Here is a 24,952-nt window from a genome sequence, read left to right as displayed (position 1 = left end):
TGCGCTTACCCAATCGCTTCCAGCACGGCCTCACCCAGCTGCGCCGGGCTTTCTGCCACAACGATACCGGCCGAGCGCATGGCTTCGATCTTGTCCTCGGCACCGCCTTTGCCGCCGGCGACAATCGCGCCCGCGTGGCCCATGCGGCGGCCCGGAGGGGCTGTGCGGCCCGCGATGAAACCGGCGGTCGGCTTTTTGCGGCCCTTTTTGGCCTCATCCGCCAGGAACTGTGCGGCTTCTTCTTCGGCTGAGCCACCGATCTCACCGATCATGATGATCGACTCAGTCTCGTCATCGGCCAGGAACCATTCCAGCACGTCGATATGCTCGGTGCCTTTGATCGGGTCGCCGCCGATGCCTACACAAGTGGACTGGCCCAGACCCACATCGGTGGTCTGCTTGACGGCTTCATAGGTCAGGGTGCCCGAACGCGACACAACGCCGACCGAACCGCGCTTGTGGATGTGGCCGGGCATGATGCCGATTTTGCAGGCGTCGGGCGTGATGACACCGGGGCAGTTCGGGCCGATCAGACGCGAGCTTGAACCTTCCAGCGCGCGCTTCACCTTCATCATGTCAAGAACCGGGATACCTTCGGTGATGCAGACGATCACCCCCATCTCGGCATCAATCGCCTCGAGGATCGAATCCGCCGCAAACGGCGGCGGCACATAGATCACCGAGGCATTGGCCTCGGTCACATGCTTGGCCTCGTGGACCGAATTGAACACGGGCAGGCCCAGATGCTCCATCCCGCCTTTGCCGGGGGTCACACCGCCAACCATCTTGGTGCCATACGCAATGGCCTGTTCAGAGTGGAATGTGCCCTGCGAGCCGGTAAAGCCCTGACAGATCACTTTGGTATTTTCGTCGATGAGGACTGCCATGATGTCCCTTTCCTTAGGCGGTGCTGGTTTGATTGGGTTGCGCGTCCGGCAGAACCTGCGGCGCGTAGTCTATTTTTTCGAGAGTGGCGCGGCCCAGTGCCAGATTGGCGATGGTTCGGACCCCTCCGTCGATTTCGGCGATCCCGCGCCGGATCTTCTGTCGGAACAGCGGCCATCCGGTGGGGCGTTGGCGCGGCGCGCCCATCTGAACCTCTCCGGGGGCTTCATTGCCCTGTTCGACCATGGCCGGGATGACCTGATAGATATTGACCTGACGTGCCGCTGCTGATGCGGACGGGTTGAACAACAGGCCATCAAGCGTGATGTCAAAAGGCTTTTGCGCAAGAAAGTGCTGCGCGGCCTTACGGGTTAAGGCATAGGCGGCCCCACCGGGATAGCGCGACCGTATCTGACGCAAGTCCCGCCCCAAATGCGACGACCCTTTACGCCCAAGCGCAACGTAGAGCTTTGTGCTGCGCCAGCGTTCGAACCGGACGATATCCGCATCTGCGGGCCACCACGCGGTGTCCTTCAGCCAATCGGCCAGTTCTGGCGTCAGAAAGACATCATCCTCAAGGATCAGCGCCTGTTCCGCGCCCGAAGCAATCAGGGCTTCCCACGCTTTGGCATGGCTCAGCGTGCAGGCCATATCTTTGGTGTGGAAGTAGCCCCATGGTCCTTCTTCCCGACAATCGCGCAGAAAATCCTGGCGTGTTGCCGCATCACAATCAACAGCGTTGACCCGCGTCGCCGACAGACCTGCTTTCTGCAGCTCCTGCTCCATCAAGCGCGCCCGCCCGGTGGCGCGTTCTAGGCCTATGAGGAAAATGGGGATGGTCATGGGGTTAGTTTTCCAAACAGATCAGACAGTCCGCATCCAATGCGATCTGTTTTGCGAGCCGGTAAAGCCCTGACAGATCACTTTGGTATTTTCGTCGATGAGGACTGCCATTTGGCGTTCTCCTGTCATTAAGCCGAGGGTCTCGACCTTGGCATTAGATTTTGAGCTTCACAGGCCGTTGATTTCAATTCGCGTGCCAGAAATGTAGTTGGTTTCCGTAGCATTAGCTGTAGATCTTTTGGTGACACCACCAACATCAGAGACGTTTATTTTGAAGTTTACGCCATCGCGGCGATACACGCCAAAATATTCAATGGTATCTGTTCCCACGCGGGTCTTTCCTGTTGTCCGCTTCAACGGTTGAACTGCTTGAAACCCGTTTGCAGTGAGTTCCTTAGCTAGTTCGGTTGCAATCTCGTCGGCCCAAGTCCCTCTAAAGTCGCCTCTGCAGTAATACCGTTTGAATACAGTGCCTTTAGGAACTGCGTTGGCACCTTGTTCGAAACGCGTTGGTTGGTTCGTTTTGATCCGAAAATAGTTAGTTCCGTAGGTGCTAAAATCGTCCCAACCACGAATATCCACCCTAAGGCCTAGGTCGAGGTCTCCAGTTAACTGCTTTGCGTCTTCGAAAGTTATGGGCTTGCGAATGCAGAGATCACGCATGGATAGAAACATTTGTTCTGCGTCGTTACCGCGTGCAGCTGGGTTGTCCAAAAGGGATTTGGAAACTCCAGTACTGTCGCTCCCCTCGCAGGCAGACAAGCCTACGAGGCAAGCGCACACCGTCATAAATCGAGTCAACGGGTTCATACAAGATTACCCCTTCACCGCCTTCACGATCTTCTCGGCACCATCTTTCAGGTTGTCCGCCGCGATCACGTCCAGGCCGGATGTGTTGATGATCTCCTTGCCCTTCTCGACATTGGTGCCTTCCAGACGCACGACCAGCGGCACCTGCAAACCGACCTCTTTCACCGCGGCCACAACGCCTTCGGCGATGACGTCACAGCGCATGATGCCGCCGAAGATGTTGACCAGAATGCCCTTCACCTGCGGGTCGCTGGTGATGATCTTAAACGCCTCGGTCACCTTCTCCTTGGTCGCACCGCCGCCCACGTCGAGGAAGTTGGCAGGTTCGGCACCATACAGCTTGATGATGTCCATCGTCGCCATCGCCAAACCGGCGCCGTTGACCATGCACCCGATCTCACCATCCAGCGCGATGTAGTTCAGGTCGTATTTGCTGGCTTCCAGTTCCTTGGAATCTTCTTCGGTGGTGTCGCGCAGTTCTGAAATATCCGGGTGGCGGTACATCGCGTTGCCATCAAAACTGACTTTGGCGTCGAGCACTTTGAGATCACCGCTGTCCGAGACGATCAGAGGGTTGATTTCCAGCATCTCCATGTCCTTCTCGACGAAGGCGGCATAGAGCTGGCTCATCAGTTTGACGCATTGCTTGACCTGCGCGCCCTTCAGACCCAGCGAAAAGGCGATGCGGCGTCCGTGGTAGGGCTGATAGCCGGTTGCAGGGTCAACCGAGAAGGACAGGATTTTCTCGGGCGTTGCAGCGGCCACTTCTTCGATATCCATGCCGCCTTCGGTCGAGCAGACGAATGAGATGCGGCTGGTTTGGCGATCCACCAGCAGGGCCAGATACATCTCGGTCTCGATGCCGGACCCGGCCTCGATATAGATGCGGTTGACCTGCTTGCCCGCCGGGCCGGTCTGATGGGTCACAAGGGTGCGGCCCAGCATCTTCTTGGCTTCCTCGGCGGCTTCCTCGACCGATTTGGTCAGACGCACACCGCCCTTGTCACCGGCATCGCTTTCTTTGAACGACCCCTTGCCGCGCCCGCCCGCGTGGATCTGCGCCTTGACCACCCAAAGTGGTCCGTCCAGCTCTCCAGCTGCGGTTTTGGCTTCTTCGGCGCGCAATACGGCGCGGCCGTCCGACACCGGTGCGCCATAGCTGCGGAGGAGGGCTTTGGCCTGATATTCGTGAATGTTCATCGAAACTGTCCCGTCTGACTGCGATTTATTCCGTTATAGGGGTGCCTAAGGGATAAGTTTAAAGGGTTTTTTGACAGTGAAGGGGTTTTTCACGAAGATTTTCGGTATTTGTGATCACGGGATTTTCGGGTGTGATCACAAAGCACACCGGGTGGCGTGTGTGATTCGAACAATTGGCTGTTGGCAGAAAAATCATATTCAAAAAAGGTATTTGCGACGTTTGCGCCAACATTCCCGACTTAGCTTTGTGGTCACATCGGAACGAATGAAAACAAAAAACCGGCCCAAAGTCGGGCCGGTTCAAATGGTCTGATGCTTGGTGGATTAACCCAATGAGCTGTCGATGCCCTTGCACGCCTCGATCAGGCCTTTTACGGCGTTGACCGAATTGTCGAAACCGGCCTGCTCTTCTTCGTTCAGGGTGATGTTGACGATGCGTTCGATCCCACCCGCGCCGATCACGGTGGGTACGCCCACATACATGCCTTCGACGCCCAGTTCCCCGTCGCAATAGGCCGCGCAAGGCAGAACGCGTTTCTGGTCTTTCAGATAGGCTTCGGCCATTTCGATGGCTGACGTCGCCGGAGCATAAAACGCCGAGCCAGTTTTCAGCAGACCAACGATTTCAGCACCACCGTCACGGGTGCGCTGAACGATGGCGTCCAGTTTTTCTTGTGTCGTCCAGCCCATCTCGACCAGATCGGGCAATGGAATGCCGGCAACGGTCGAATAGCGCACTGACGGCACCATGGTATCGCCGTGACCACCCAGAACAAAGGCAGTGACGTCGCGCATGGAGACGTTGAATTCCTCCGACAGGAAATGCGCGAAGCGGCCCGAATCCAGAACGCCAGCCATGCCACAGACCTTGCTATGGGGCATGCCGGAAAACTCGCGCAGGGCCCAGACCATCGCATCCAGCGGGTTGGTGATGCAGATGACAAACGCGTCAGGGGCGTGGGCCGCGATGCCTTCGCCAACCGATTTCATGACCTTCAGGTTGATGCCCAGCAGGTCGTCGCGGCTCATGCCCGGCTTGCGGGGGACACCGGCAGTCACGATGCAAACATCCGCGCCTGCGATATCTTCGTAAGACTGGGTGCCTTTCAGAGAGGCGTCGAACCCTTCGGACGGGCCGGATTCGGCGATGTCCAGCGCTTTACCTTCCGGAGTACCCTCGGCGATGTCAAACAGGACAACGTCACCAAGTTCCTTCATTGCTGCGAGGTGGGCGAGCGTGCCGCCGATCTGACCTGCGCCGATCAGCGCGATCTTGGGTCTGGCCATTTGGAATATCTCCGGTCGGTTTTGAAATCGCGGTTGTGCTAGTCGCTAAATCAACATTGCGCAAGGGTTCTGCAACGTGGCATGCCACCGCATACCGTTTGCACCCGCCCCACCGATTGCGCTAAACGGCTTACGAAATATACCGTTTTGGGGCTGCCACATGTTCGAGATGAACTTGATGTTTTTTGCCGTGGCGATCCCAGCTGTGATCTTTGCGGGCATTTCGAAGGGTGGGTTCGGCTCGGGTGTGGCGTTTGCGTCATCGTCGATTCTGGCCCTTATTCTGGAGCCGGGGCAGGCGCTCGCCTTGATGCTTCCGATCCTGATGATCATCGATGTTGCAACACTGGGGCCGTATTGGAAGCGCTGGAATTGGCCGGATTCCCGTTTGCTGATATTGGGCGCAGTACCAGGCGTGGCGCTGGGCGCGGGGCTGTTCCGCGCAACTGACGAAGATGTTCTGCGCCTGCTGATAGGAGCGATTTCGGTTGGATTCGTGATCTGGCACATCAGTCAATCCCGAGGCTGGGCCCGTGTTTCCGCAAAACGCTTGCCATCTTCGGCCGGGCTGTTTGCCGGTTTGGTTGCCGGGTTCACAAGCTTTGTCAGCCATGCGGGTGGACCACCCGCCGCAGTCTATTTGCTGTCAAAGCGCCTGTCGAAAACTGAATACCAAGCGTCGACCGTTTTGGTGTTCTGGGTCATCAATGTCGCCAAGTTTGTGCCTTATGCGTATCTGGGTCTGTTCACGCTGCAAACGGCCTGGGCAAATCTTCTGCTCGCGCCATTCGCAGTACTCGGCGCATGGCTGGGCGTTCGGGCGCATTTCATGATGTCCGAACGCGTGTTCTTTGGCATCGCTTATGTTTTGCTGACGATGACAGGCACCAAGCTGATCTGGGATGCCGTGACCTGAATTCAGGCGTCCTTGCCTTGCGCCGGTAACGCATCAGCGAGGGTTTCGTAGGACTGGCCCGATGCTACAAGGCAAGTGGCACCGCCCGGCAGAGTAACTGTGATTGTCCAGCTACCGGTCTCATCCGAGGCGAACACCTCCATCACCGCGCCGCGTCTGGCAATGCCGATCCCTTTGCGGGTTTCTCCGTAAATTTCTTCAAGCCGCTTGATCACGTCTTCCCGGGGTGCGCAGTTGCGCGGCTGAGCCTGCAACTGCTGCGCTGCCAGCGCCATGATCCCTAACCCCATGGTCATTTTGATCAGTTTCGTTTTCATCTCAGGCCCCTTCTGCCACCTATGCCAGTAAGCCTGCCGCGAGGGTTCGGAGATTGGGTAAAGGCAACGCACGTTGCGTCGCTTTGGCGGGTAATGCTGCAATGCGGCAATTTTGGTCTTGAACTTTCCTGAAAAAAATGCCCCATTCCGCGCAACATTATTTCTTGGGGAGGGGTCGATGGATCCGCGTCAACGCCCGTACCGTTCGGTGCTTTACATACCTGGCTCGAAAGAGCGCGCCCTGGATAAGGCGCGCAACCTGCCGGTTGATGCGATCATTTTTGATCTGGAAGATGCTGTAGCGGCCGATGAAAAGTCCAACGCGCGCGCAACGCTTAAGGCCGCATTGGCCGCTGATGGATATGGTGCGCGGGTCAAGATCGTTCGCATCAACGGGCTGGACACCGAATGGGGTCGTGCAGATGCCGAAGCAGTGCGTGACATGGATGCAGATGTGGTCCTGCTGCCCAAAGTAAACTCTGCCGCAGACGTTGACGCGTTGGCTGCGATAACCGGCGATCTGCCGATCTGGGCGATGATGGAAACGCCGCGCGGTATGCTGAACGCGGCAGAGATCGCTGCCCACCCCTGTATCACCGGGTTCGTCATGGGCACCAACGATCTGAGCAAAGAGCTTCAGGCGCGTTTTCGCCCCGATCGTTTGCCACTGATGACCTCACTGGGCCTGTGTGTTCTGGCCGCCAAGGCAGAAGGTCTGATCATTGTCGATGGTGTGTACAACGCGTTCAAGGATACCGACGGGCTTGCCGCCGAATGTGCGCAAGGCCGCGATATGGGCTTTGACGGCAAGACACTGATTCACCCGGCACAGGTTGATGTGACGAATGCTGCTTTCGCTCCGTCCAATGATGAGATCGACCTGGCGCGTCGGCAGATCGCGGCGTTTGAAGAGGTCGAAGGCCAAGGACAGGGTGTCGCCGTGGTCGACGGTAAAATCGTTGAGAACCTGCACGTTGCAACTGCACGTGAAACTCTGGCAAAAGCAGAGGCGATTTCATCATTGCAAGCGGGGTAAGCCAGCAATGGGCTTTGTTCTACTGATTCTGGGCGTGGCGCTTTGGTGGGCCGCGCATTTCTTCAAACGATTGATGCCCCAACAACGGGCCGCGATGGGCGATGCCGGGAAGGGTGTGGTTGCTCTGGCTCTGGTCGTGTCGATCTTGCTGATGGTCTTCGGCTATCGCATGACGGACTTTATCTATGTCTGGGCACCGCCGGTGTTTATGATTCATATCAACAATCTATTGGTGTTGATTGCGATCTATATGATGAGCCCGGCTGGCGCCAAAGGCCGTCTGCTGAACAATATGCGCCACCCCATGTTGGGCGGTTTCAAGCTCTGGGCCTTTGCTCACCTGCTGGTGAACGGTGATTTGGCTTCGATCGTTCTGTTTGGCGGTCTGTTGTCTTGGGCGGTTGCCGAAGTGATTGTGATCAACCGCTCTGAACCTGATTGGACACCCGGTGAGCCCGGTACTTATGGCAAGGACGCGATGTTCTTTGTGGCCTCGATCGTGCTGCTCGGACTTATCGGCTATATCCACGGGCTGGTCGGCCCTTCCCCTTTCCCATCTTAAGGATTTGACATCTTGGCCAAGCTCTATCGCCTCCTGACCGAGGAAGACACATCAGCCTTCTGCCACAAGGTCTCGGAGGCGCTGTGCAAGGGGTGGGAGCTTTATGGCTCTCCCTCTTACGCGTTTGACAGCGCCAACAATGTGATGCGTTGCGCGCAGGCCGTGACCAAGGATGTTCAGGCTGACTATTCCTCTGACATGAAACTGGGGCAGCAATAATGGCAAAGACCAATCCGGGCCGTTTCTTTGAAGATTACTCCGTAGGGCAAGTTTTGCGCCATGCTGTACCGCGCACCGTGACGGCCGGAGAGCGGGCGCTGTACCACGCGCTCTATCCTGCGCGGCACGCGCTTTATTCGTCGGATGAATTTGCCCGGAACTGCGGCTTGCCTGAAAGCCCGATTGATGACCTGGCCGCATTTCACGTGGTGTTTGGCAAGACGGTGCCTGATGTTTCACTGAATGCGGTGGCAAATCTGGGATATGCCGAAGGCCGCTGGCTGCAACCTGTTTATCCCGGTGATACGCTGCGATCAGAATCCGAAGTGATCGGCGTCAAGCAGAACTCGAATGGTAGAACCGGCGTTGTTTGGGTGCGCACGCGCGGATTAAACCAGCGCGACGACGTTGTTATCGAATACGTCCGCTGGGTTATGGTGCGCAAATCGAACCTGAATGCACCTGCACCTGAGACGGTTGTTCCAGCGCTGAAGAAAGCGCTCGCCGCTGAAGATCTGATGATCCCGCAGGGTTTGGACTTTTCTAACTACAGTTTTGTTCAGTCCGGTGAGGCGCACAGGTGGGGCGACTACGAGATCGGCGAAACCATTGATCACGTGGATGGGGTGACAATAGAAGAGGCCGAGCACATGCTGGCCACCCGCCTTTGGCAAAATACGGCCAAGGTACACTTCGATCTGACCTTCCGCCCCGACGGGCGTCTGATCTACGGTGGCCATGTGATCTCGATGGCGCGCACGTTGTCTTTCAACGGGCTGGCAAATGCCCAGATGATCGTGGGTCTGAATGGCGGTGCCCACGCCAACCCATGTTTTGCAGGTGATACGATCAAGGCCTGGTCTGAAGTGCTGGACAAGGCCGAGACAGGCGTTCCGGGCGTTGGCGCAGTTCGCCTGCGATTGGTGGCGACCAAGGGTGGGCCGCCTTTCGCGTTGCGCAACGAGGACGGAAAGTACCTTCCTGACGTTTTGTTGGATCTGGATTATTGGGCATTGATGCCGATCTAACGTCTGGCCACCAGATGCCTGCGGCTTGATTACATTCATGTGACTGCAGATTTCACGATACGTGCTAACGTGCGGTTATGGTCTCACTACGAACACTTGCTGTCTGCCTGTCTCTCGCCCCGCCTGCATGGGCCTGTGATCTGGCATTGGCGCTGGCGGTTGATGTGTCGGGCTCGGTCGACAGCAAAGAATTTCGCATTCAGATGGACGGTCTTGCCGCTGGGTTGCGTGACCCCATTGTCTCCGAAGCGCTGGTCAGGGGGCAGGCGCAATTGATGCTCGTACAGTGGACGGGCGCGTCGCGCCAAAAGATCACGGTTCCCTGGACACAGATCGACAGTTTTCACGCACTCGATGGCTTTGCCGCACAAGTTGCCTCGGATCCAAGGGTTTGGCGCAACTTTTCTACTGCCATTGGCGAAGCGCTCGAAAAGACAATGGACAGCTTTGAATCGGTCTCGGAGTGTAAGCGCCACTTGATCGACCTTTCGGGGGATGGGGTTTCGAATGAGGGTGTCGAACCCACGAAGGTGCACAGCGTGTTGCGCAATCGGGGCGTTACAGTCAATGCAATCGCCATCGAAGAAAGCGAGCCTGACCTGACGGCGTATTTCTTTGAGAATGTGATCGTCGGAGAAGGGGCTTTTGTGGTTTCTGCATCTGGGTTTGAAGACTACCCGGAACGAATACGAAAAAAGCTGTTGCGCGAAGTCGTAGAGCAAACGGCCGGGTTGAAGTGAAGCATCGAAGATTCGTGATCACAATGCTTGGCCCTTGAAAACGCTAACATTGAAGATGTGGAATGGGTTTTGTGATCACGAGTTTATTTGGTGTGATCACATAACTTGCTAAACTGCGTTTTTGAGCCGAATTTAAGCACTTTTGCACCTGCAGCACGTGACACAGTGGGAAAAAACGGTAAAACCGTCTGTAGCCAACCGAAAAGGAGCCATCATGGCCGATGTAAATCGGGGCAACCGCCCACTTTCACCGCACATAATGATTTATCGTCCTCAGTTGACCTCCATGTCTTCGATCATGGTTCGACTGTCCGGAATTGCGGTTTTGGTTTTGTCACCATTGGTTGTCTGGTGGCTTTTGGCTGCGGCAACGTCTGAAACCGCCTTTGTGCCGATAGACAATTTTCTGCGCAGTTGGTTTGGCGATCTGCTTCTGTTGGGCGCAACCTGGGCGCTTTGGTATCACACACTGGGTCGTCTGCGTCACGTCATCTGGGACTTTGGCTACTGTCTGGATGTAGAGACTTCGGAAAAGATGGGTATTGGTATGTTCGTCTTTGCCACTGTTCTGACCATTCTCACAGTGTTTTTGGTGTAAGGAACGGACTGATGCGATATCTGACAGACCGTAAGCGCGCGCAGGGGTTGGGGGCCGGAGGCTCGGGAACCCAAGGGCATTGGCGCATGATGGTACGCTCAATGATTATGGTTGTGCTGGTTCCGTTGTTCCTGATCGCGCTGGGCAAAGGCATTGGCGGATCTTATCAAGAAGTACTGGCCTATTTCAGCCGGCCTATACCGGTAATTATCGTGGCTTTGGCACTGGTCGTTGGTTTGATCCAACTGATGCATGAAGCGCAGGAAGCGATTGAGGACTACGTGCACGGTGTCGCGGAAAAGCTGACGATCGTTGCCACGCAGGCATTTTGCTACACGTTGATCGCTGCGAGTCTTCTTGCGCTGATCAAGCTCGCCCTTTGACCTGCGTCTTAAGGATCCAGAACGATGACACAAGCATATGAATATGAAACCCACGACTATGATGTTGTGGTTGTTGGCGCAGGCGGCGCCGGTTTGCGGGCAACGCTGGGCATGGCGGAACAGGGGCTGCGCACTGCGTGTGTGACCAAAGTTTTCCCGACACGTTCGCATACAGTTGCTGCTCAAGGTGGCATTGCCGCGTCGCTGTCCAACATGGGTCCGGATCATTGGCAGTGGCACATGTACGATACCGTCAAGGGCTCGGACTGGCTGGGTGACACTGACGCGATGGAGTATCTGGCGCGTGAGGCCCCCAAGGCGGTCTACGAATTGGAGCATTACGGCGTGCCCTTCAGCCGAACCGAAGAAGGGAAGATCTACCAGCGTCCATTTGGTGGCCACACGACCGAATTTGGTGAAGGCCCTGCGGTGCAACGCACCTGTGCCGCCGCGGACAGAACCGGCCATGCGATCCTGCATACGTTGTATGGTCAAAGCCTCAAGAACAACGCTGAGTTCTACATTGAATACTTCGCCATCGATCTGATCATGTCCGAGGATGGGCAATGTCAGGGTGTTGTCTGCTGGAAGTTGGATGACGGCACCATGCATGTGTTCAACGCCAAGATGGTGGTGCTGGCAACGGGCGGTTACGGCCGGGCCTATTTCAGTGCGACCTCGGCCCATACCTGCACGGGTGATGGCGGCGGTATGGTTGCGCGCGCCGGGTTGGCCCTACAAGACATGGAGTTTGTGCAGTTCCATCCAACTGGCATCTACGGCTCGGGCTGCCTGATCACAGAAGGTGCACGCGGAGAAGGTGGATACCTGACAAACTCGGAAGGTGAGCGGTTCATGGAGCGCTATGCGCCCCAGTACAAGGACCTGGCGCCGCGCGACTATGTCTCGCGGTCCATGACGATGGAAATCCGCGAAGGGCGCGGTGTGGGTAAGGAAGGCGATCACATTCACCTGAACCTCAGCCACCTGCCAGCCGAAGCTTTGGCCGAACGCCTGCCGGGGATTTCAGAAAGCGCGAAGATCTTTGCTGGTGTCGACGTCACCAAAGAGCCGATCCCGGTTCTGCCGACGGTGCACTATAACATGGGCGGTATCCCGACCAACTATTGGGGTGAAGTTCTGAACCCGACTGCGGACGATCCAACCGCCGTGGTCCCGGGCCTGATGGCCGTGGGCGAGGCGGGGTGCGCATCTGTACACGGGGCAAACCGGCTCGGATCAAACTCGCTGATTGACCTTGTTGTGTTTGGCCGTGCGGCGGCGATCCGTGCGGGGAAAGTCGTGGATGCCGACTCGGCAAACCCGGTTTTGAACCAGAGTTCTGTGGACAAGGCATTTGATCGCTTTGACGAGGTGCGTAACGCCAGTGGTTCCGTTGCAACCGCCGATCTGCGCCTTGAGATGCAGAAGACAATGCAGGCAGATGCCGCTGTTTTCCGGACTGCCAAAACCATGGCTGAAGGCGTCGAGAAGATGACCGAGATTGCTGCCAAGATGGATGACCTTAAAGTCACTGACCGCTCCTTGGTCTGGAACAGCGACCTTATGGAGTCGTTGGAACTGACCAACCTGATGCCAAGCGCGCTGGCCACCATCGTTGGTGCCGAAGCCCGCAAGGAATCCCGCGGTGCACATGCGCATGAGGATTTCGCCGAGCGTGATGACAAAAACTGGCGCGTCCACACAGTATCCCGTGTTGATGGCAACAAGGTCGATCTCAGCTATCGTCCGGTGATCGTTGATCCTCTGACCGCTGAGGATGCAGGGGGCATTAGCCTTAACAAAATTGCGCCCAAAGCGCGCACGTTCTAAGGAGCGCGGAAATCAGGCAATGGTGTACACGCGCCAAATACCTAAGGACGTCACGAAGGCCACAAGCCATCGCAAGTCCTGTTGTGCCTGGTGTCGGCCATGACTGTTGAAGTGCTGCATTCCGCGCAAAGCGATCCAAAAATCATCCTGATCGGATTGAACCGTTGTGCCACGACGTCCTTCCACAAGCTGTTTCAAAACAGCGGGATCCAGTCTTTGCATTGGGTGGATGGCGATGGCAGCAACATCGCTCATCGGATGGTGACGAATATCGCCATGGGTCGTAAGCCGTTGGACGGGTTTGGCCAAGCCCGGGCGTTTACCGACATCGCTTTTGTGAACGTACGATTCATGCTGGATGGTGCGCGATTCTTTCGGGACCTGCATAGGGCCTACCCCGACGCGTACTTTATACTGAATACGCGCAACCGAGATGACTGGGTATCTTCGCGCGCGCTCCATTCCGGTGGCGCGTATCTTGAAAAATGCTGCAATGCCAATGGTCTTACAGCAGAAGAAGTAAAACAAGGCTGGGCGCATATGTATGACGTGCACCATGCCGAGGTTGAAGTGCATTTCGATGGCAACCCCCGATTTCTGCGCTTTGACATAGACACGGACGAGCCGCAGATCATTGCGGATCTGCTTGCTCCGGATTTTGACGTGAACACTGTCCATTGGGGACATTATAATCGAGGGGCGTCCGCGCACGCCCAGACAGGCTGAATGGCGGCCTTGTGCTGAATGGAGAATTGACATGGTTCAACTGACCCTGCCCAAGAATTCCCGGATCACCACCGGAAAGACCTGGCCCAAGCCAGAGGGCGCCAGCAATGTGCGTAAGTTTCAGATTTACCGCTGGAACCCGGATGATGGGCAGAACCCGCGCGTGGATACGTATTTCGTTGACATGGACACATGTGGTCCCATGGTTCTGGACGCGCTGATCAAGATCAAAAACGAGATTGATCCGACCCTGACCTTTCGCCGGTCTTGCCGCGAAGGCATCTGTGGGTCCTGTGCGATGAATATCGACGGAATCAACACTCTCGCCTGTATCTATGGCATGGATGAGATCAAGGGCGACGTGAAGATTTACCCCCTTCCGCATATGCCTGTGGTGAAAGACCTGATCCCCGATCTGACCCATTTCTACGCTCAGCATGCCAGCATCATGCCGTGGCTTGAGACCAAGACCAACCGCCCGGCGAAAGAGTGGAAGCAATCCATCGAAGATCGCAAGAAACTTGATGGCCTATATGAATGCGTAATGTGTGCCAGCTGCTCGACCTCGTGCCCCAGCTATTGGTGGAACGGTGATCGGTATCTTGGCCCGGCCGCGTTGCTACACGCCTATCGCTGGATCATCGACAGCCGGGATGAGGCAACGGGCGAGCGCCTGGATGAGTTGGAAGACCCGTTCAAACTGTATCGCTGCCATACCATTATGAACTGTGCCAAGACCTGCCCGAAGGGTCTGAACCCGGCCAAAGCGATTGCTGAGATAAAAAAGATGATGGTCGATCGCGCCGTTTGATACGCAGTTGCATTTGTTGACTTGCAGCAAGTGCATGCCCAGCTTGCGAAAATAGGGGGGTGCAGGGCCAGCGGCCCTGTCCTAACTTCAAAGAAGGGAGGAGTGATGAGATTGAGTCAGGATCACTCCGATGAATACAGAAAATCCTAAACCGAAAATCAACGCTGGCGAGGCCTTGAAACTGCTTGAACAGGCCTGGGCTTACTATACACCGGAGCCCATGCTGGCGGACAAACAACCCGAGTCGCGCTTGTTCGAGTACGCCAACGCCGCCTGATGCGATTCATGTTGGGCTTGCCAAAGACGAATAGGATGGGCAAGTCAGTGGTATGCCCATTCTCTTGCTTCTCCTAGCCGCTGGGGTGTTTGCTTACTTCCTATGGCGCGCGCGATCTTCCTCGCTGACCCGCGATTGTCGGTGGCGTCAGCACCGAAACGAGGGTGTCTGGATCTGCGCTTTTTGTGGCGCGAAAGAAGAGGGGTCTGATAGCCCAACAATTTGTCGGCGCAAGACAAGCGATGACTAGAAATCGGCCGGGTCTGCTACCTTCCCGATGCTGTTATCCAGCTTCCGGGAATGCCGCCTGCAATGCAATCTCGACCATATCGCCAAAGCTGCTTTCGCGGTCGGCCGACGGTAGGGCCTCTCCGGTCAACAAATGATCCGATACGGTCAGCACAGCCAAGGCCCGGCACTGGTGGCGCGCGGCCAGGATGTACAACTCGGCCGCCTCCATCTCGACACCAAGAATGCCGTGACGCACCATTTGTTCATTCAGGTCAGGACGTTCGTCATAAAAGACATCAGACGAATAGATCCCGCCGACATGGGTCGGGGTGCCTTTTGCCTTAGCTGCGGCAACAGCGGCCTGTAGTAGGCCCCAATCAGCGCACGGGGCAAAGTTCATCTCTTTCATGATGCCACGGGATGGCGTGCTGAGGGTGGTCGATGTCATCGCCAGAATGACATCCCGCACTTTCACTTTGTCCTGCATCCCGCCGCATGATCCAATACGGATCAGGGTTTTTGCATCAAAGTCCCGGATCAACTCGTTCACGTAGATCGAAAGGGATGGCATACCCATACCGCTGCCCTGAATTGTGACAGCGTTCCCTTTCCAGTTGCCGGTGAAACCCAGCATTCCGCGCACGTTATTGACCTGCTTGACGTCTTCCAGAAACGTCTCAGCCGCCCATTTTGCCCGATAAGGATCGCCGGGTAAAAGAACGGTTTCTGCAATTTCGCCTTTTTCAGCGCCAATATGAATTGTCATTCCTAGGCAAGTCCCAGCTAGATTTCCAAATCAGAAATATCGGCGCCTGCTTTCAATGCATCGTGAATCCACTGAGGCTTGCGGCCACGCCCGGTCCAGGTCTGTTCTGGCGCAGCGGGATTGCGATACTTGGGCTTGGCTTTGGTCCCTTTTGCGCCACGTGGTGCATCACTTGACAAATCCGACAGTGAGAAACCGAATGCTGCTGCAGCTTTTTCGGCCGCCATCAAAGCTTCCTGGCGTTCCCGTTTTTCTGCATTAACAAGTGCATTTTCGACACTGCCGCGCAATTCCAGAAGATCTTTTCGCGACATCTTTTCAAGATTCATGCCCATTGTTCTTCTCCGTGAGTGTGTTTTGGTGGTGGGTGCAGTCGCGCACCCTAAATCCAAAGGACGACATAATCTATCCCTAATAGTAAGGGGATATAGACGGAGAATTTATCTGGTAAAGTGACTGTTATTCGGCCGCGAGGTTTTGCGGATCAACAAGAGTAACAATGTCACCCATAATCGCATTCAATTCGAAGTTTTTAGGGGTGTAAACCTTTGACACGCCCATTGATTTCAACTTCTCTGCATCCTCGTCGGGAATAATTCCACCCACTACAACCGGAATGTGGGTCAATCCGGCTTCGCGCAATCGGGCCAGTACGTCTTCAACCAAGGGCAGATGGCTGCCAGATAGAATCGACAACCCGATGACATGCGCATCGTCTTCTGCAGCAGCGGTCACTATCTCTTCTGGTGTCAGGCGGATACCATCGTAGCTGATATCCATGCCGCAATCCCGCGCGCGGAAGGCGATCTGCTCGGCACCATTCGAATGGCCATCGAGACCTGGCTTGCCGACCAAAAATTTGAGGCGACGCCCCAGTTTGTCGCTGACTGCATCAACGGCGGCACGCAATTCTTCAAGCCCTTCGGTCTTGTTCGAGACCGAACCAGACACCCCGGTCGGGCCGCGATAAGTGCCATAGACTTTGCGCATTTCCTCGGCCCATTCGCCTGTTGTAACACCGGCCTTGGCGGCAGCGATGGATGGCTCCATCACATTTGCGCCTGTCTGCGCGGCCTCGCGCAGGGCGGCTAGTGCAGCAGCAACCACTGCGCTGTCGCGTTCGGCGCGCCATTCATTCAGACGATTGATCTGCTCTTGTTCGGCGGCGGGGTCGACGACCATAATACCACCATCTTCGGTCTGAAGCGGAGACGGTTCACCTTCGGTCCATTTGTTCACGCCGACAACCACTGTTTCGTTCCGCTCGATCCGGTTCAGACGTTCTGCGTTTGAATCCACCAAGCGCGATTTCATGTATTCGATCGAGGCAACGGCCCCGCCCATTGAATCCAGATTGGCCAGCTCAGCCCGTGCGCCGTCTTTCAATTCTTCGACTTTTGCATCCACCGCCGGGTTTCCGTCGAAGAGATCGCCATATTCAAGAAGGTCCGTCTCGTAGGCCAGTATCTGCTGCATCCGCATCGACCATTGCTGATCCCATGGGCGCGGCAGGCCCAAGGCTTCGTTCCAAGCTGGAAGCTGAACCGCCCGGGCGCGCGCCTTTTTGGATAGGGTTACTGCCAGCATCTCGATCAGAATGCGGTAGACATTGTTTTCTGGCTGCTGTTCGGTCAGGCCCAGTGAGTTCACCTGCACGCCATAGCGGAATCGGCGGAACTTAGGGTCTTCAACGGCATATCTTTGTTGCAGTATTTCATCCCAAAGATCGACAAATGCGCGCATTTTGCACATTTCGGTAACAAACCGGATGCCTGCATTCACAAAAAACGAAATACGGCCGCAAACCGCAGGAAAATCCTCGGTTGGCACGCGTGGGCGCAGCTCGTCCAGCACGGCGATGGCGGTGGCTAGCGCATAGGACAGCTCCTGTTCGGGTGTCGCACCGGCTTCTTGCAAGTGATAGGAACACACATTCATTGGGTTCCATTTCGGCACATTTGTGTAGCAGTATTCAGCCACATCCGCGATCATCTTCAGCGAGGGTTTCGGCGGGCAGACATAAGTGCCTCGGCTTAGATATTCCTTGATCAGATCGTTTTGCACTGTGCCTTGCAGTTTGGAAACATCAGCCCCCTGTTCCTCGGCCACCGCGATGTAAAGCGCCAGCAGCCAGGGCGCAGTCGCGTTGATTGTCATCGATGTGTTCATCTGTTCCAGAGGAATTTGCTCGAACAGAACCCGCATGTCGCCCAGATGACAAACCGGCACGCCCACTTTGCCCACCTCGCCACGTGCCAAAGTATGGTCGCTGTCATAGCCGGTTTGTGTAGGCAAATCGAAAGCCACCGACAGCCCTGTCTGACCTTTGGCCAGATTTCCCCGATACAGCGCGTTAGATGCTTTGGCGGTGGAATGACCAGCATAGGTCCGGATGAGCCAGGGTCGATCTTTCTGCATCTGCGTCATGAGGAGCCTCGTGTGTCGGTGGGCAATAAAATTTCGTCACTGGGTTCTAAAGCGCAATTTTCGGGATATGTCAATTCGCTGCGTTGCGGCATATCGCGATTGTTCAGATTGTGAGCCGGTCCGATTGGTGGCACTGTGTTCGGATGACGCAAACCGTCGTACTTCCGCTTTGGCTTTTTTTGCTGATCGTGATTTTTGCCATGGTCACACTGGCTTCGCATTTCTTGTTCCCATCCGTTCGATGGTTTTTTCGCCGCCGTTTAGAGCGTGCCGTTGCCCGTCTGAACAAGCGGCTGCAACGGCCCATCCAGCCGTTCAAACTCGCACGGCGGCACGACATGATTCAGCGGCTGATTTATGATCCGCAGGTCGGGCAGGCTGTGCAGCGACATGCTCGCGAGGAAGGAATCCCCGAAGCCGTAGCCTTTGAACAGGCGCGCCGCTATGCGCGCGAAATTGTTCCGTCGTTTTCGGCCTTTGCCTATTTCAGTTTTGCCATTCGTCTGGCTCGTCTTATTAGCAATACGTTTTATGACGTTCGCCTCAGCTATCAGGATGAAGCCGCCATCGACGGCATTGATCCCGAGGCCACCGTAGTTTTTGTGATGAACCACCGTAGCAATATGGACTATGTGCTGGTGACTTACCTTGCTGCACGGCATTCGGCCTTGTCCTATGCAGTAGGAGAATGGGCGCGGGTTTGGCCGCTAAGCCGACTTATCCAAGCTATGGGTGCGTATTTCATCCGGCGAAAGTCAGGCAGCGAGCTCTATCGTCAAGTGCTGTCATGTTACGTCCGTCACTCGACCGAGGCTGGGGTGACGCAAGCGATGTTCCCCGAAGGCGGGTTAAGCCTGACCGGGGCATTGGGTCGTCCCAAGCTTGGATTGCTAAAATACATTTTGGATGGAACTTCGCCAGACGGGCGGGACGTTGTCTTTGTTCCGGTCGCATTGAACTATGACCGTGTGCTTGAGGACACCATTCTGACCCGTGCCGCACTGGGATCGGAACGTCGGTTCCGGGCCCGGATCGGAGTTGTCACCCGTTGGATCATTAAGCAGGTCTGGCAGCGTTTGATCGGCCGGTACAAAAGATTCGGGGTCGCTTCGGTACGATATGGAGCGCCATTGTCGCTGAAAGAGTTTCGCGGCCAACACCGTGATGACGCGATGACGGATCTGGCGCGCGAACTGATGCAGCGCATCGGTCGCGCCATTCCGTCGGTACCCGCAGCTGCGGCCTGTTTGGTGTTGCGCGAAAACGGATCCATGCCTGAGGACAGCGTACAATCCCGTATCCAGGCAATGATGAACCAAAATGGCGATCAGACGACACAGGATTCAGAGGCCATAGAGAGTGCGTTGAACCAATTGGTCGAACGGAAAATCCTAAGAAGGCAAGGGGCAACGCTTTCGCTTTCAGGTCAGCGAGTCGATCTTTTGGACTACTACGCCGCATCTGCGCAGCAGAAAAAGCAATCAGAGAGTAATGCACCTGCAGAAAATATTTCTGCAGGTGCGGGGTCATAAAATTACAAAAATACAGCAAAAGCGGTTGCATTATTACGCATCGGTCAATATTTCATCTGGGGAAGCACGCGATTCTGCGTCGCGGCAAAGATATTGATAAAAAGGAGGCCAGCATGGCTTTGGACACCGAAAGCGGTATCGCGTCGTACGAGGCACCCGAAAAAGACCTGTACGAAATGGGTGAGATCCCTCCGATGGGATATGTGCCCAAGAAGATGTATGCATGGGCGATCCGTAAAGAGCGCCACGGCGAGCCGAACACAGCGATGGTGCAGGAGGTGGTCGATGTGCCGGAACTGGACAGCCACGAGGTGCTGGTTCTGGTGATGGCCGCGGGCGTGAACTACAACGGTGTCTGGGCGTCTCTGGGCCAGCCGATCAGCCCGTTTGACGGCCATAAGGCGCCTTATCACATCGCAGGTTCGGATGCGTCGGGCATCGTTTGGGCAGTGGGTTCAAAAGTGACCCGTTGGAAGGTCGGTGATGAGGTGGTTATCCACTGTAACCAGGACGACGGAGATGACGAAGAATGCAACGGCGGCGACCCGATGTATTCGCCAAGTCAGCGCATCTGGGGCTATGAGACCCCGGATGGATCTTTCGCCCAGTTCACCAACGTGCAGGCGCAGCAACTTATGCCACGGCCTAAGCACCTGACTTGGGAGGAAAGCGCTTGTTACACGCTGACTCTGGCGACGGCTTACCGGATGCTGTTCGGCCACGAGCCTCATGATCTGAAGCCGGGTCAGAATGTTCTGGTCTGGGGTGCCTCTGGCGGCCTTGGCTCTTATGCGATCCAGCTGATCAACACAGCCGGTGCAAATGCGATCGGCGTGATCTCGGACGAAAGCAAGCGTGACTTTGTAATGGGGCTGGGCGCCAAGGGCGTGCTGAACCGCAAGGACTTCAACTGCTGGGGTCAGCTGCCCACAGTGAACACCCCGGAATACGCCGAGTGGTTCAAGGAAGCCCGCAAGTTCGGCAAGGCGATCTGGGATATCACCGGCAAGGGTAACAACGTCGACATGGTCTTCGAACACCCGGGTGAAAGCACCTTCCCGGTCTCTACCTTTGTGGTGAAGAAGGGCGGCATGGTTGTGATCTGCGCCGGTACCACCGGATACAACCTGACCTTCGATGTGCGCTATATGTGGATGCACCAAAAGCGCCTGCAGGGGTCGCACTTTGCGCATCTCAAGCAAGCTGCATCCGCCAACAAATTGATGGTAGAGCGTCGTCTGGACCCTTGTATGTCCGAAGTGTTCACGTGGAATGACCTGCCCGAAGCACATATGAAAATGCTTCGGAACGAGCACAAGCCGGGCAATATGTCAGTTCTGGTTCAGGCCCCGCGCACCGGTTTGCGTACGCTTGAAGAGGTACTGGACGCACGGGGCTAGATCGCTCTGATTTTAGACACAAACGCCCGCGAATCACGTTTTGGATTCGCGGGCGTTTTGCGTTCTGACCCGTGCTTCCAACTTTCAACGGGTTACAAATTTACCCCTCGCTGTTTTTGGGGAGTAGAAACCGGTGACTATGCCGGAAAACATCTTACATGTTATGGTTGTGTTAACCCTTCGTTAACTGTTTCAGAGAGACCCTGATGGCGCAAAATGAGTGGATATTGGACGTATTGTCGGACCTCAACGCTTTCGCGGTCGCGAACGGGTTGACCATGCTTGCCGAGCAGCTTGACGACACCAAGCTAATCGCAGCGGCCGAGATCGCGTCCATGAAGAATGAGGCACGAGCGCCCGCGGATGGCAACAGAACTCGATCTGGGTCAGATCCTGCAGGATTTGGAGAGCACCAGCACGCTTGACGAGCTCAGCAGTATTGCATTCGGGCTGCGAGAAATACTCAAGGTCGAACATCTGACCTATCATTGGGTGGATGGCGCTGGAGACCAATACGGGTGCACCACATACTCGGATGCCTGGGAAGAGCGGTACCGGGACAAAAACTATCACAGAATCGATCCGGTTATCCTGGGGTGTTTCCAAAGGTTTCATCCCGTCGATTGGAAGTCGCTTGACTGGTCCGGAAAGGTTGCAAAGGCCTTCCTTCAGGACGCGAAAGGCCATGGTGTTGGCAATCAAGGGTACTCCATCCCGATCCGCGGTCCCAGCGGACAGTTTGCCCTTTTTACCGTTAATCACAACTGTGACGACGACACGTGGCAAGAGTTTATCTCGCTATATGGGCGCGAATTGATCCTCATTGCGCACTACATGAACCGTAAGGCGCTAGAGTTCGAAATGGACAGGCAACCGGATTCACCACGCGGACTATCCCCCAGAGAGATTGATGCGATTACCTTGCTGGCGCTGGGCTACAGCCGCGCACAAGTGGCGCATTCTCTTTCGATTTCCGAGCATACCTTGCGGGTTTATATTGAAAGTGCTCGTTCCAAGCTTGGCGCCCAGAACACCACCCACGCAATCGCAACTGCACTCAGCCGAGGATTAATAGTCGTTTAAAGGAAGCCCGACCCTGAAACCGTAAGTTAACCACGTGTCTGTACCCCCTTCGTTCCTGCACAGGACAACGAGGGGAAAAAGTCATGTTGCGTTATCTATATGCCGATGAGTTGCACAAGTTTCCGGCTCTGGCAGACGGGATGTTTCAGGATCGCACAGATCAGTTCAAAACTCGATTGGGCTGGGATGTTAACGTTAATGAAATAGGAGAAGAGCGGGATCAATACGATGATCTCAATCCGCTATATGTCATCTGGGAAGAACCGGATGGCAGTCATGGTGGCTCAATGCGGGTGTTGCCAACAACCGGGCCGGTTATGGTAAACGAAATCTTTGGTCATCTGACTGGCGGCAGCCCGATCCGCAGCCCACTGATCTGGGAAGTTACACGGTTTTGCCTGTCCCGCACCGCCAGCCCGCATACCGCCGGGGCCATCATGCTCAGTGGCGGCGAAATGATGGAAGGGTTCGGTCTGACGCATATAGCCGGGGTTTTTGATGCGCGTATGATTCGTATCTATCGCCTCATTGGATCCTCGCCGCAGGTCCTTGGTACCCAAGGGTCAGGGCGCGAACAAATCTCGGTTGGGCTGTGGCCCTATTCCGCTAAGGATTGCAGCCGTGTGGCCGCGCGGGCAGGTATACCGCGCGATCTATCACGCCTATGGTTTAAGACAGCGTTTGGCCCTGCCAAACAACACCGTTTTGCCTTGTCAGCCTGAGCACGGGAAAACACCAATCCATATCTGGTGATGGTCGGCGCGGCCCTGTAGGGTCGCGCCATGTCCTTGCCAAAACTAACACTCTCTGACGATCAGGCCGCCGCTTTTGACAGCGTCGCCGAGATGCTGCGCTCTGCGGGTGTAGACTTGGAAGACGATGCCCTGCTCAAGCCTCCGGGGGCCGGAAAATCCGGCGTGATGGCCGTGATCGGGAAGGCTGGATCCGGTAAAACCCTTTTACTTGCAGAGCTTTACAAGGCGCTGGCTGAAACCGGTGTTCAGATCGTTTCGGGTGACTATGAAAGTCGAAAATCAAAAGACAAACGAAGCCTTGCGATATTGGCACCGACCAACAAGGCGGCCAGTGTTCTGCGGTTGCGCGGCGTTCCGGCAACGACTATTCATCGCATTCTATATACTCCGGTCTACGACCCCGAATATGAGCGGATTGCGGATTGGCTTGCGGGCAATGGTGAGCGACCCGAGATCGAGGACCTAAGCGACGATGCACTGGATCGCGCGGCATCATTTTATGAAAACAACAAGTCCATCCCGGGTGCACTTGCTGCGGCAGGGTTGCGCGGTTCAGACTTCATCACAGGCTGGAAACGTCGTGACGAACCATTGGATATCGGCTTTGTCGACGAAGCCTCAATGCTGGACGACAGGCAATTCGAAGACCTGCAAGAGATATTTCCTACGCTATTGATGTTTGGTGATCCTGCGCAGCTGGCCCCCGTCAACCAGTCCGGCAGCATGGTATTCGACACATTGCCTGAACCTCGGAAACTGACCTTGCACCGGGTGCATCGGCAGGACGCGGATAATCCTATATTAGATCTTGCCCATGCACTTGCTGATCCCGAAATGGGGTTCGAGGATTTCGAACGGATGATCGAAGACACAGCCCGGCGCGACGATCGTGTTGTGTGGGGTCAAAGGGTCGAAGTTGATTTGATGGCCCGCAGCCCTGTTCTGGTGTGGCGCAATGCAACTCGCATTCGGCTGATCCAGGCGTTCCGGCAAGTTCACGGCGCGCCGGAAACGGAGCTATTGGCAGGTGAACCTCTGATCTGCGACGGGATCGAGCTGCCGCTTAAACACCGCAAGAAACGGCTGGATCTTGAGGCGCGGGGGCTGATCAAGGGCGCGCAGGTCATTTATCTTGGGCCCGGGCGAAAGCCGGGGTTTTCGCGGTTGCATGTGATGGGGGCCGAAGACCCTCAGGTCAGTGCGGCCTCAATCGTCAAAATTGAAAAACCGGATGAGGAAGAGCCGTTTATTCCCTTCGCCGCCCGCATGGGCGCGACGTTCCTGCATGGGGCTGCAGTGACCATTCACAAGGCGCAAGGATCGCAGTGGGACACGGTGCAGGTCTTTGCGCCTGATCTCTACGCCGCTGCGCGCATGGGACGGACCGAGGCCGGGCAACCCTTGTGGAAACGTCTGGCCTATGTGGCCATTACACGTGCGCAACAGCGGCTGGTTTGGGTGGTGCGCAATCGTCTCTCAAAACCGACCTATCAGTTGCGTGTGGATGACCTGCGCGCGGGACAAGCACCATCACTGACGTTGGAGGCGGAAGAGACATGAGATCCATTATCGTTACGGGTGCAAGTTCCGGCATTGGGCGGGCGACGGCCGAGTTGTTTCTGGCCGAAGGCTGGACCGTGGGCCTGTTGGCACGGAGCGAAGGCAAACTGGAAAAAATCGCCAGAGCCAACCAAAATGCGATCCCTCTGGTCGCGGATGTCACAAACCCTGATGCCGTATCAACTGCATTCCGCTTGTTCATGAACCGGGCAAACAGATTGGATGTCTTGTTCAACAACGCAGGTATCTTTGCGCCAGGTGGTACGATTGACGAGATCGCATTGGAGGATTGGTACCAAAGCGTCAACGTGAACCTGAACGGTATGTTTCTGTCCGCGCGCCAGGCATTTGGGATTATGCGTAGGCAGAGCCCGCAGGGCGGCAGGATCATCAATAACGGCTCGATCGCAGCGCATGCTCCGCGCCCGAATTCAGTGCACTACTCGGCAACAAAGCATGCAATCACCGGGCTGACCCGCAGTCTGTCTCTGGACGGGCGTGCGTTTGGGATCGCATGCGGTCAGATCGATATCGGAAATGCGCGGACACCCATGGTTCAAAACCTTGTTGAGACCGCCAAGGCCGAAGGCAATACGCCAGATCCGACGATGGCCGTTGACGACGCCGCGCGCTCGGTTCTGCATATGGCCACCCTGCCGCCCGAGGCGAACGTGCAGTTCATGACCGTAATGGCTACGACCATGCCTTATATCGGCAGGGGGTAAGC

At 55.9% G+C, this 24,952-nt stretch carries 27 protein-coding genes; 18 read left to right on the top strand and 9 right to left on the bottom strand.

The features are described from left to right. Positions 1–5: 5 nt before the first annotated feature. From sucD to mdh, 5 genes are all read right to left on the bottom strand, one after another. Complete coding sequence (gene sucD / locus ACR0BU_RS14880; RefSeq protein WP_480736453.1) at positions 6–887, bottom strand: succinate--CoA ligase subunit alpha; 882 nt, start codon at positions 885–887, stop codon at positions 6–8. 13 nt (positions 888–900) lie between these two features. Then, the gene (locus tag ACR0BU_RS14875; protein WP_480736452.1) at positions 901–1,728 is read right to left on the bottom strand and encodes a glycosyltransferase family 25 protein; all 828 of its coding nucleotides are present in this window, start codon (positions 1,726–1,728) and stop codon (positions 901–903) included. Positions 1,729–1,896: 168 nt separating this feature from the next. Continuing rightward, a complete protein-coding gene (locus ACR0BU_RS14870) occupies positions 1,897–2,538 on the bottom strand; it encodes a hypothetical protein (protein WP_480736450.1) in 642 nt (213 codons plus the stop codon). A gap of 6 nt (positions 2,539–2,544) precedes the next feature. Then, positions 2,545–3,738: an ADP-forming succinate--CoA ligase subunit beta gene (sucC, locus tag ACR0BU_RS14865; protein ID WP_480736449.1), complete on the bottom strand. Its 1,194-nt coding sequence runs from the start codon at positions 3,736–3,738 to the stop codon at positions 2,545–2,547. Between the two features lie 324 nt (positions 3,739–4,062). Further along, positions 4,063–5,025, bottom strand: coding sequence for a malate dehydrogenase (mdh, locus tag ACR0BU_RS14860; RefSeq protein ID WP_300068726.1), 963 nt, complete (start codon positions 5,023–5,025; stop codon positions 4,063–4,065). Positions 5,026–5,185: 160 nt separating this feature from the next. On the opposite strand from mdh, the gene ACR0BU_RS14855 reads away from it, so the two are divergent. Continuing rightward, positions 5,186–5,941 carry a sulfite exporter TauE/SafE family protein gene (locus tag ACR0BU_RS14855; protein ID WP_480736447.1) on the top strand — a complete coding sequence of 252 codons (756 nt, stop codon included), beginning with the start codon at positions 5,186–5,188 and terminating at the stop codon, positions 5,939–5,941. 2 nt (positions 5,942–5,943) lie between these two features. On the opposite strand, the gene ACR0BU_RS14850 is transcribed toward ACR0BU_RS14855, so the two are convergent. Then, positions 5,944–6,258 carry a hypothetical protein gene (locus tag ACR0BU_RS14850; RefSeq protein ID WP_298935316.1) on the bottom strand — a complete coding sequence of 105 codons (315 nt, stop codon included), beginning with the start codon at positions 6,256–6,258 and terminating at the stop codon, positions 5,944–5,946. A gap of 178 nt (positions 6,259–6,436) precedes the next feature. Here ACR0BU_RS14850 and ACR0BU_RS14845 point away from each other — a divergent pair, with 178 nt between their 5' ends. From ACR0BU_RS14845 to ACR0BU_RS14795, 11 genes are all read left to right on the top strand, one after another. Next, a complete protein-coding gene (locus tag ACR0BU_RS14845) occupies positions 6,437–7,294 on the top strand; it encodes an HpcH/HpaI aldolase/citrate lyase family protein (RefSeq protein ID WP_480736445.1) in 858 nt (285 codons plus the stop codon). A gap of 7 nt (positions 7,295–7,301) precedes the next feature. Continuing rightward, positions 7,302–7,856: an NnrU family protein gene (locus ACR0BU_RS14840; protein WP_298935314.1), complete on the top strand. Its 555-nt coding sequence runs from the start codon at positions 7,302–7,304 to the stop codon at positions 7,854–7,856. A gap of 12 nt (positions 7,857–7,868) precedes the next feature. Beyond that, positions 7,869–8,075: a DUF1737 domain-containing protein gene (locus tag ACR0BU_RS14835; protein WP_480736443.1), complete on the top strand. Its 207-nt coding sequence runs from the start codon at positions 7,869–7,871 to the stop codon at positions 8,073–8,075. Beyond that, positions 8,075–9,103, top strand: coding sequence for a MaoC family dehydratase (locus tag ACR0BU_RS14830; RefSeq protein WP_480736442.1), 1,029 nt, complete (start codon positions 8,075–8,077; stop codon positions 9,101–9,103). The genes ACR0BU_RS14835 and ACR0BU_RS14830 overlap by 1 nt, the downstream gene beginning before the upstream one ends. Before the next feature lie 77 nt (positions 9,104–9,180). After that, a complete protein-coding gene (locus ACR0BU_RS14825; RefSeq protein WP_299888825.1) occupies positions 9,181–9,843 on the top strand; it encodes a DUF1194 domain-containing protein in 663 nt (220 codons plus the stop codon). A gap of 214 nt (positions 9,844–10,057) precedes the next feature. Further along, positions 10,058–10,441, top strand: a complete 384-nt coding sequence (sdhC, locus tag ACR0BU_RS14820) for a succinate dehydrogenase, cytochrome b556 subunit (protein ID WP_299888822.1) — start codon at positions 10,058–10,060, stop codon at positions 10,439–10,441. A gap of 11 nt (positions 10,442–10,452) precedes the next feature. Continuing rightward, positions 10,453–10,824 (top strand): succinate dehydrogenase, hydrophobic membrane anchor protein, encoded by a 372-nt coding sequence (locus ACR0BU_RS14815; protein WP_480736439.1) that lies wholly within the window; start codon positions 10,453–10,455, stop codon positions 10,822–10,824. Positions 10,825–10,848: 24 nt separating this feature from the next. Then, the gene (gene sdhA / locus ACR0BU_RS14810; protein ID WP_480736438.1) at positions 10,849–12,657 is read left to right on the top strand and encodes a succinate dehydrogenase flavoprotein subunit; all 1,809 of its coding nucleotides are present in this window, start codon (positions 10,849–10,851) and stop codon (positions 12,655–12,657) included. Between the two features lie 99 nt (positions 12,658–12,756). Next, on the top strand, positions 12,757–13,383 hold the full coding sequence (locus ACR0BU_RS14805) for a sulfotransferase (RefSeq protein ID WP_299080734.1): 627 nt from the start codon (positions 12,757–12,759) through the stop codon (positions 13,381–13,383). A 31-nt stretch (positions 13,384–13,414) separates the two neighbouring features. Beyond that, the gene (locus ACR0BU_RS14800) at positions 13,415–14,194 is read left to right on the top strand and encodes a succinate dehydrogenase iron-sulfur subunit (RefSeq protein WP_298935306.1); all 780 of its coding nucleotides are present in this window, start codon (positions 13,415–13,417) and stop codon (positions 14,192–14,194) included. Positions 14,195–14,324: 130 nt separating this feature from the next. Further along, on the top strand, positions 14,325–14,471 hold the full coding sequence (locus ACR0BU_RS14795; protein WP_299080737.1) for a hypothetical protein: 147 nt from the start codon (positions 14,325–14,327) through the stop codon (positions 14,469–14,471). 283 nt (positions 14,472–14,754) lie between these two features. Here the strand turns inward: ACR0BU_RS14795 and deoD are convergent, their stop codons facing one another. The 3 genes from deoD to ACR0BU_RS14780 form a co-directional block, all read right to left on the bottom strand. After that, entirely contained in the window at positions 14,755–15,468 is a 714-nt protein-coding gene (gene deoD / locus ACR0BU_RS14790) for a purine-nucleoside phosphorylase (protein ID WP_299080739.1), read from the bottom strand. A gap of 17 nt (positions 15,469–15,485) precedes the next feature. Then, entirely contained in the window at positions 15,486–15,803 is a 318-nt protein-coding gene (locus tag ACR0BU_RS14785) for an H-NS histone family protein (RefSeq protein WP_480736436.1), read from the bottom strand. Between the two features lie 124 nt (positions 15,804–15,927). Next, positions 15,928–17,922 (bottom strand): protein meaA, encoded by a 1,995-nt coding sequence (locus tag ACR0BU_RS14780; protein ID WP_480736670.1) that lies wholly within the window; start codon positions 17,920–17,922, stop codon positions 15,928–15,930. A gap of 116 nt (positions 17,923–18,038) precedes the next feature. Here ACR0BU_RS14780 and ACR0BU_RS14775 point away from each other — a divergent pair, with 116 nt between their 5' ends. From ACR0BU_RS14775 to ACR0BU_RS14750, 6 genes are all read left to right on the top strand, one after another. Further along, entirely contained in the window at positions 18,039–19,427 is a 1,389-nt protein-coding gene (locus ACR0BU_RS14775; RefSeq protein ID WP_480736435.1) for a 1-acyl-sn-glycerol-3-phosphate acyltransferase, read from the top strand. A 113-nt stretch (positions 19,428–19,540) separates the two neighbouring features. Next, positions 19,541–20,827: a crotonyl-CoA carboxylase/reductase gene (gene ccrA, locus ACR0BU_RS14770; protein WP_120632423.1), complete on the top strand. Its 1,287-nt coding sequence runs from the start codon at positions 19,541–19,543 to the stop codon at positions 20,825–20,827. A gap of 363 nt (positions 20,828–21,190) precedes the next feature. Beyond that, positions 21,191–21,910 carry a helix-turn-helix transcriptional regulator gene (locus tag ACR0BU_RS14765; RefSeq protein ID WP_480736434.1) on the top strand — a complete coding sequence of 240 codons (720 nt, stop codon included), beginning with the start codon at positions 21,191–21,193 and terminating at the stop codon, positions 21,908–21,910. An 83-nt stretch (positions 21,911–21,993) separates the two neighbouring features. Next, positions 21,994–22,632, top strand: coding sequence for an acyl-homoserine-lactone synthase (locus tag ACR0BU_RS14760; RefSeq protein ID WP_480736433.1), 639 nt, complete (start codon positions 21,994–21,996; stop codon positions 22,630–22,632). A 60-nt stretch (positions 22,633–22,692) separates the two neighbouring features. Further along, entirely contained in the window at positions 22,693–24,225 is a 1,533-nt protein-coding gene (locus ACR0BU_RS14755) for an ATP-dependent DNA helicase (RefSeq protein WP_480736432.1), read from the top strand. Next, a complete protein-coding gene (locus tag ACR0BU_RS14750; protein WP_480736430.1) occupies positions 24,222–24,950 on the top strand; it encodes an SDR family oxidoreductase in 729 nt (242 codons plus the stop codon). Before ACR0BU_RS14755 ends, ACR0BU_RS14750 begins: the two co-directional genes overlap by 4 nt. Positions 24,951–24,952 lie beyond the last annotated feature (2 nt).

It is taken from the genome of Ruegeria sp. CK2 (genome assembly GCF_056536585.1).
Note: the sequence above shows the minus strand (reverse complement) of the source record. Positions and strands in the feature narration are given on the sequence as shown.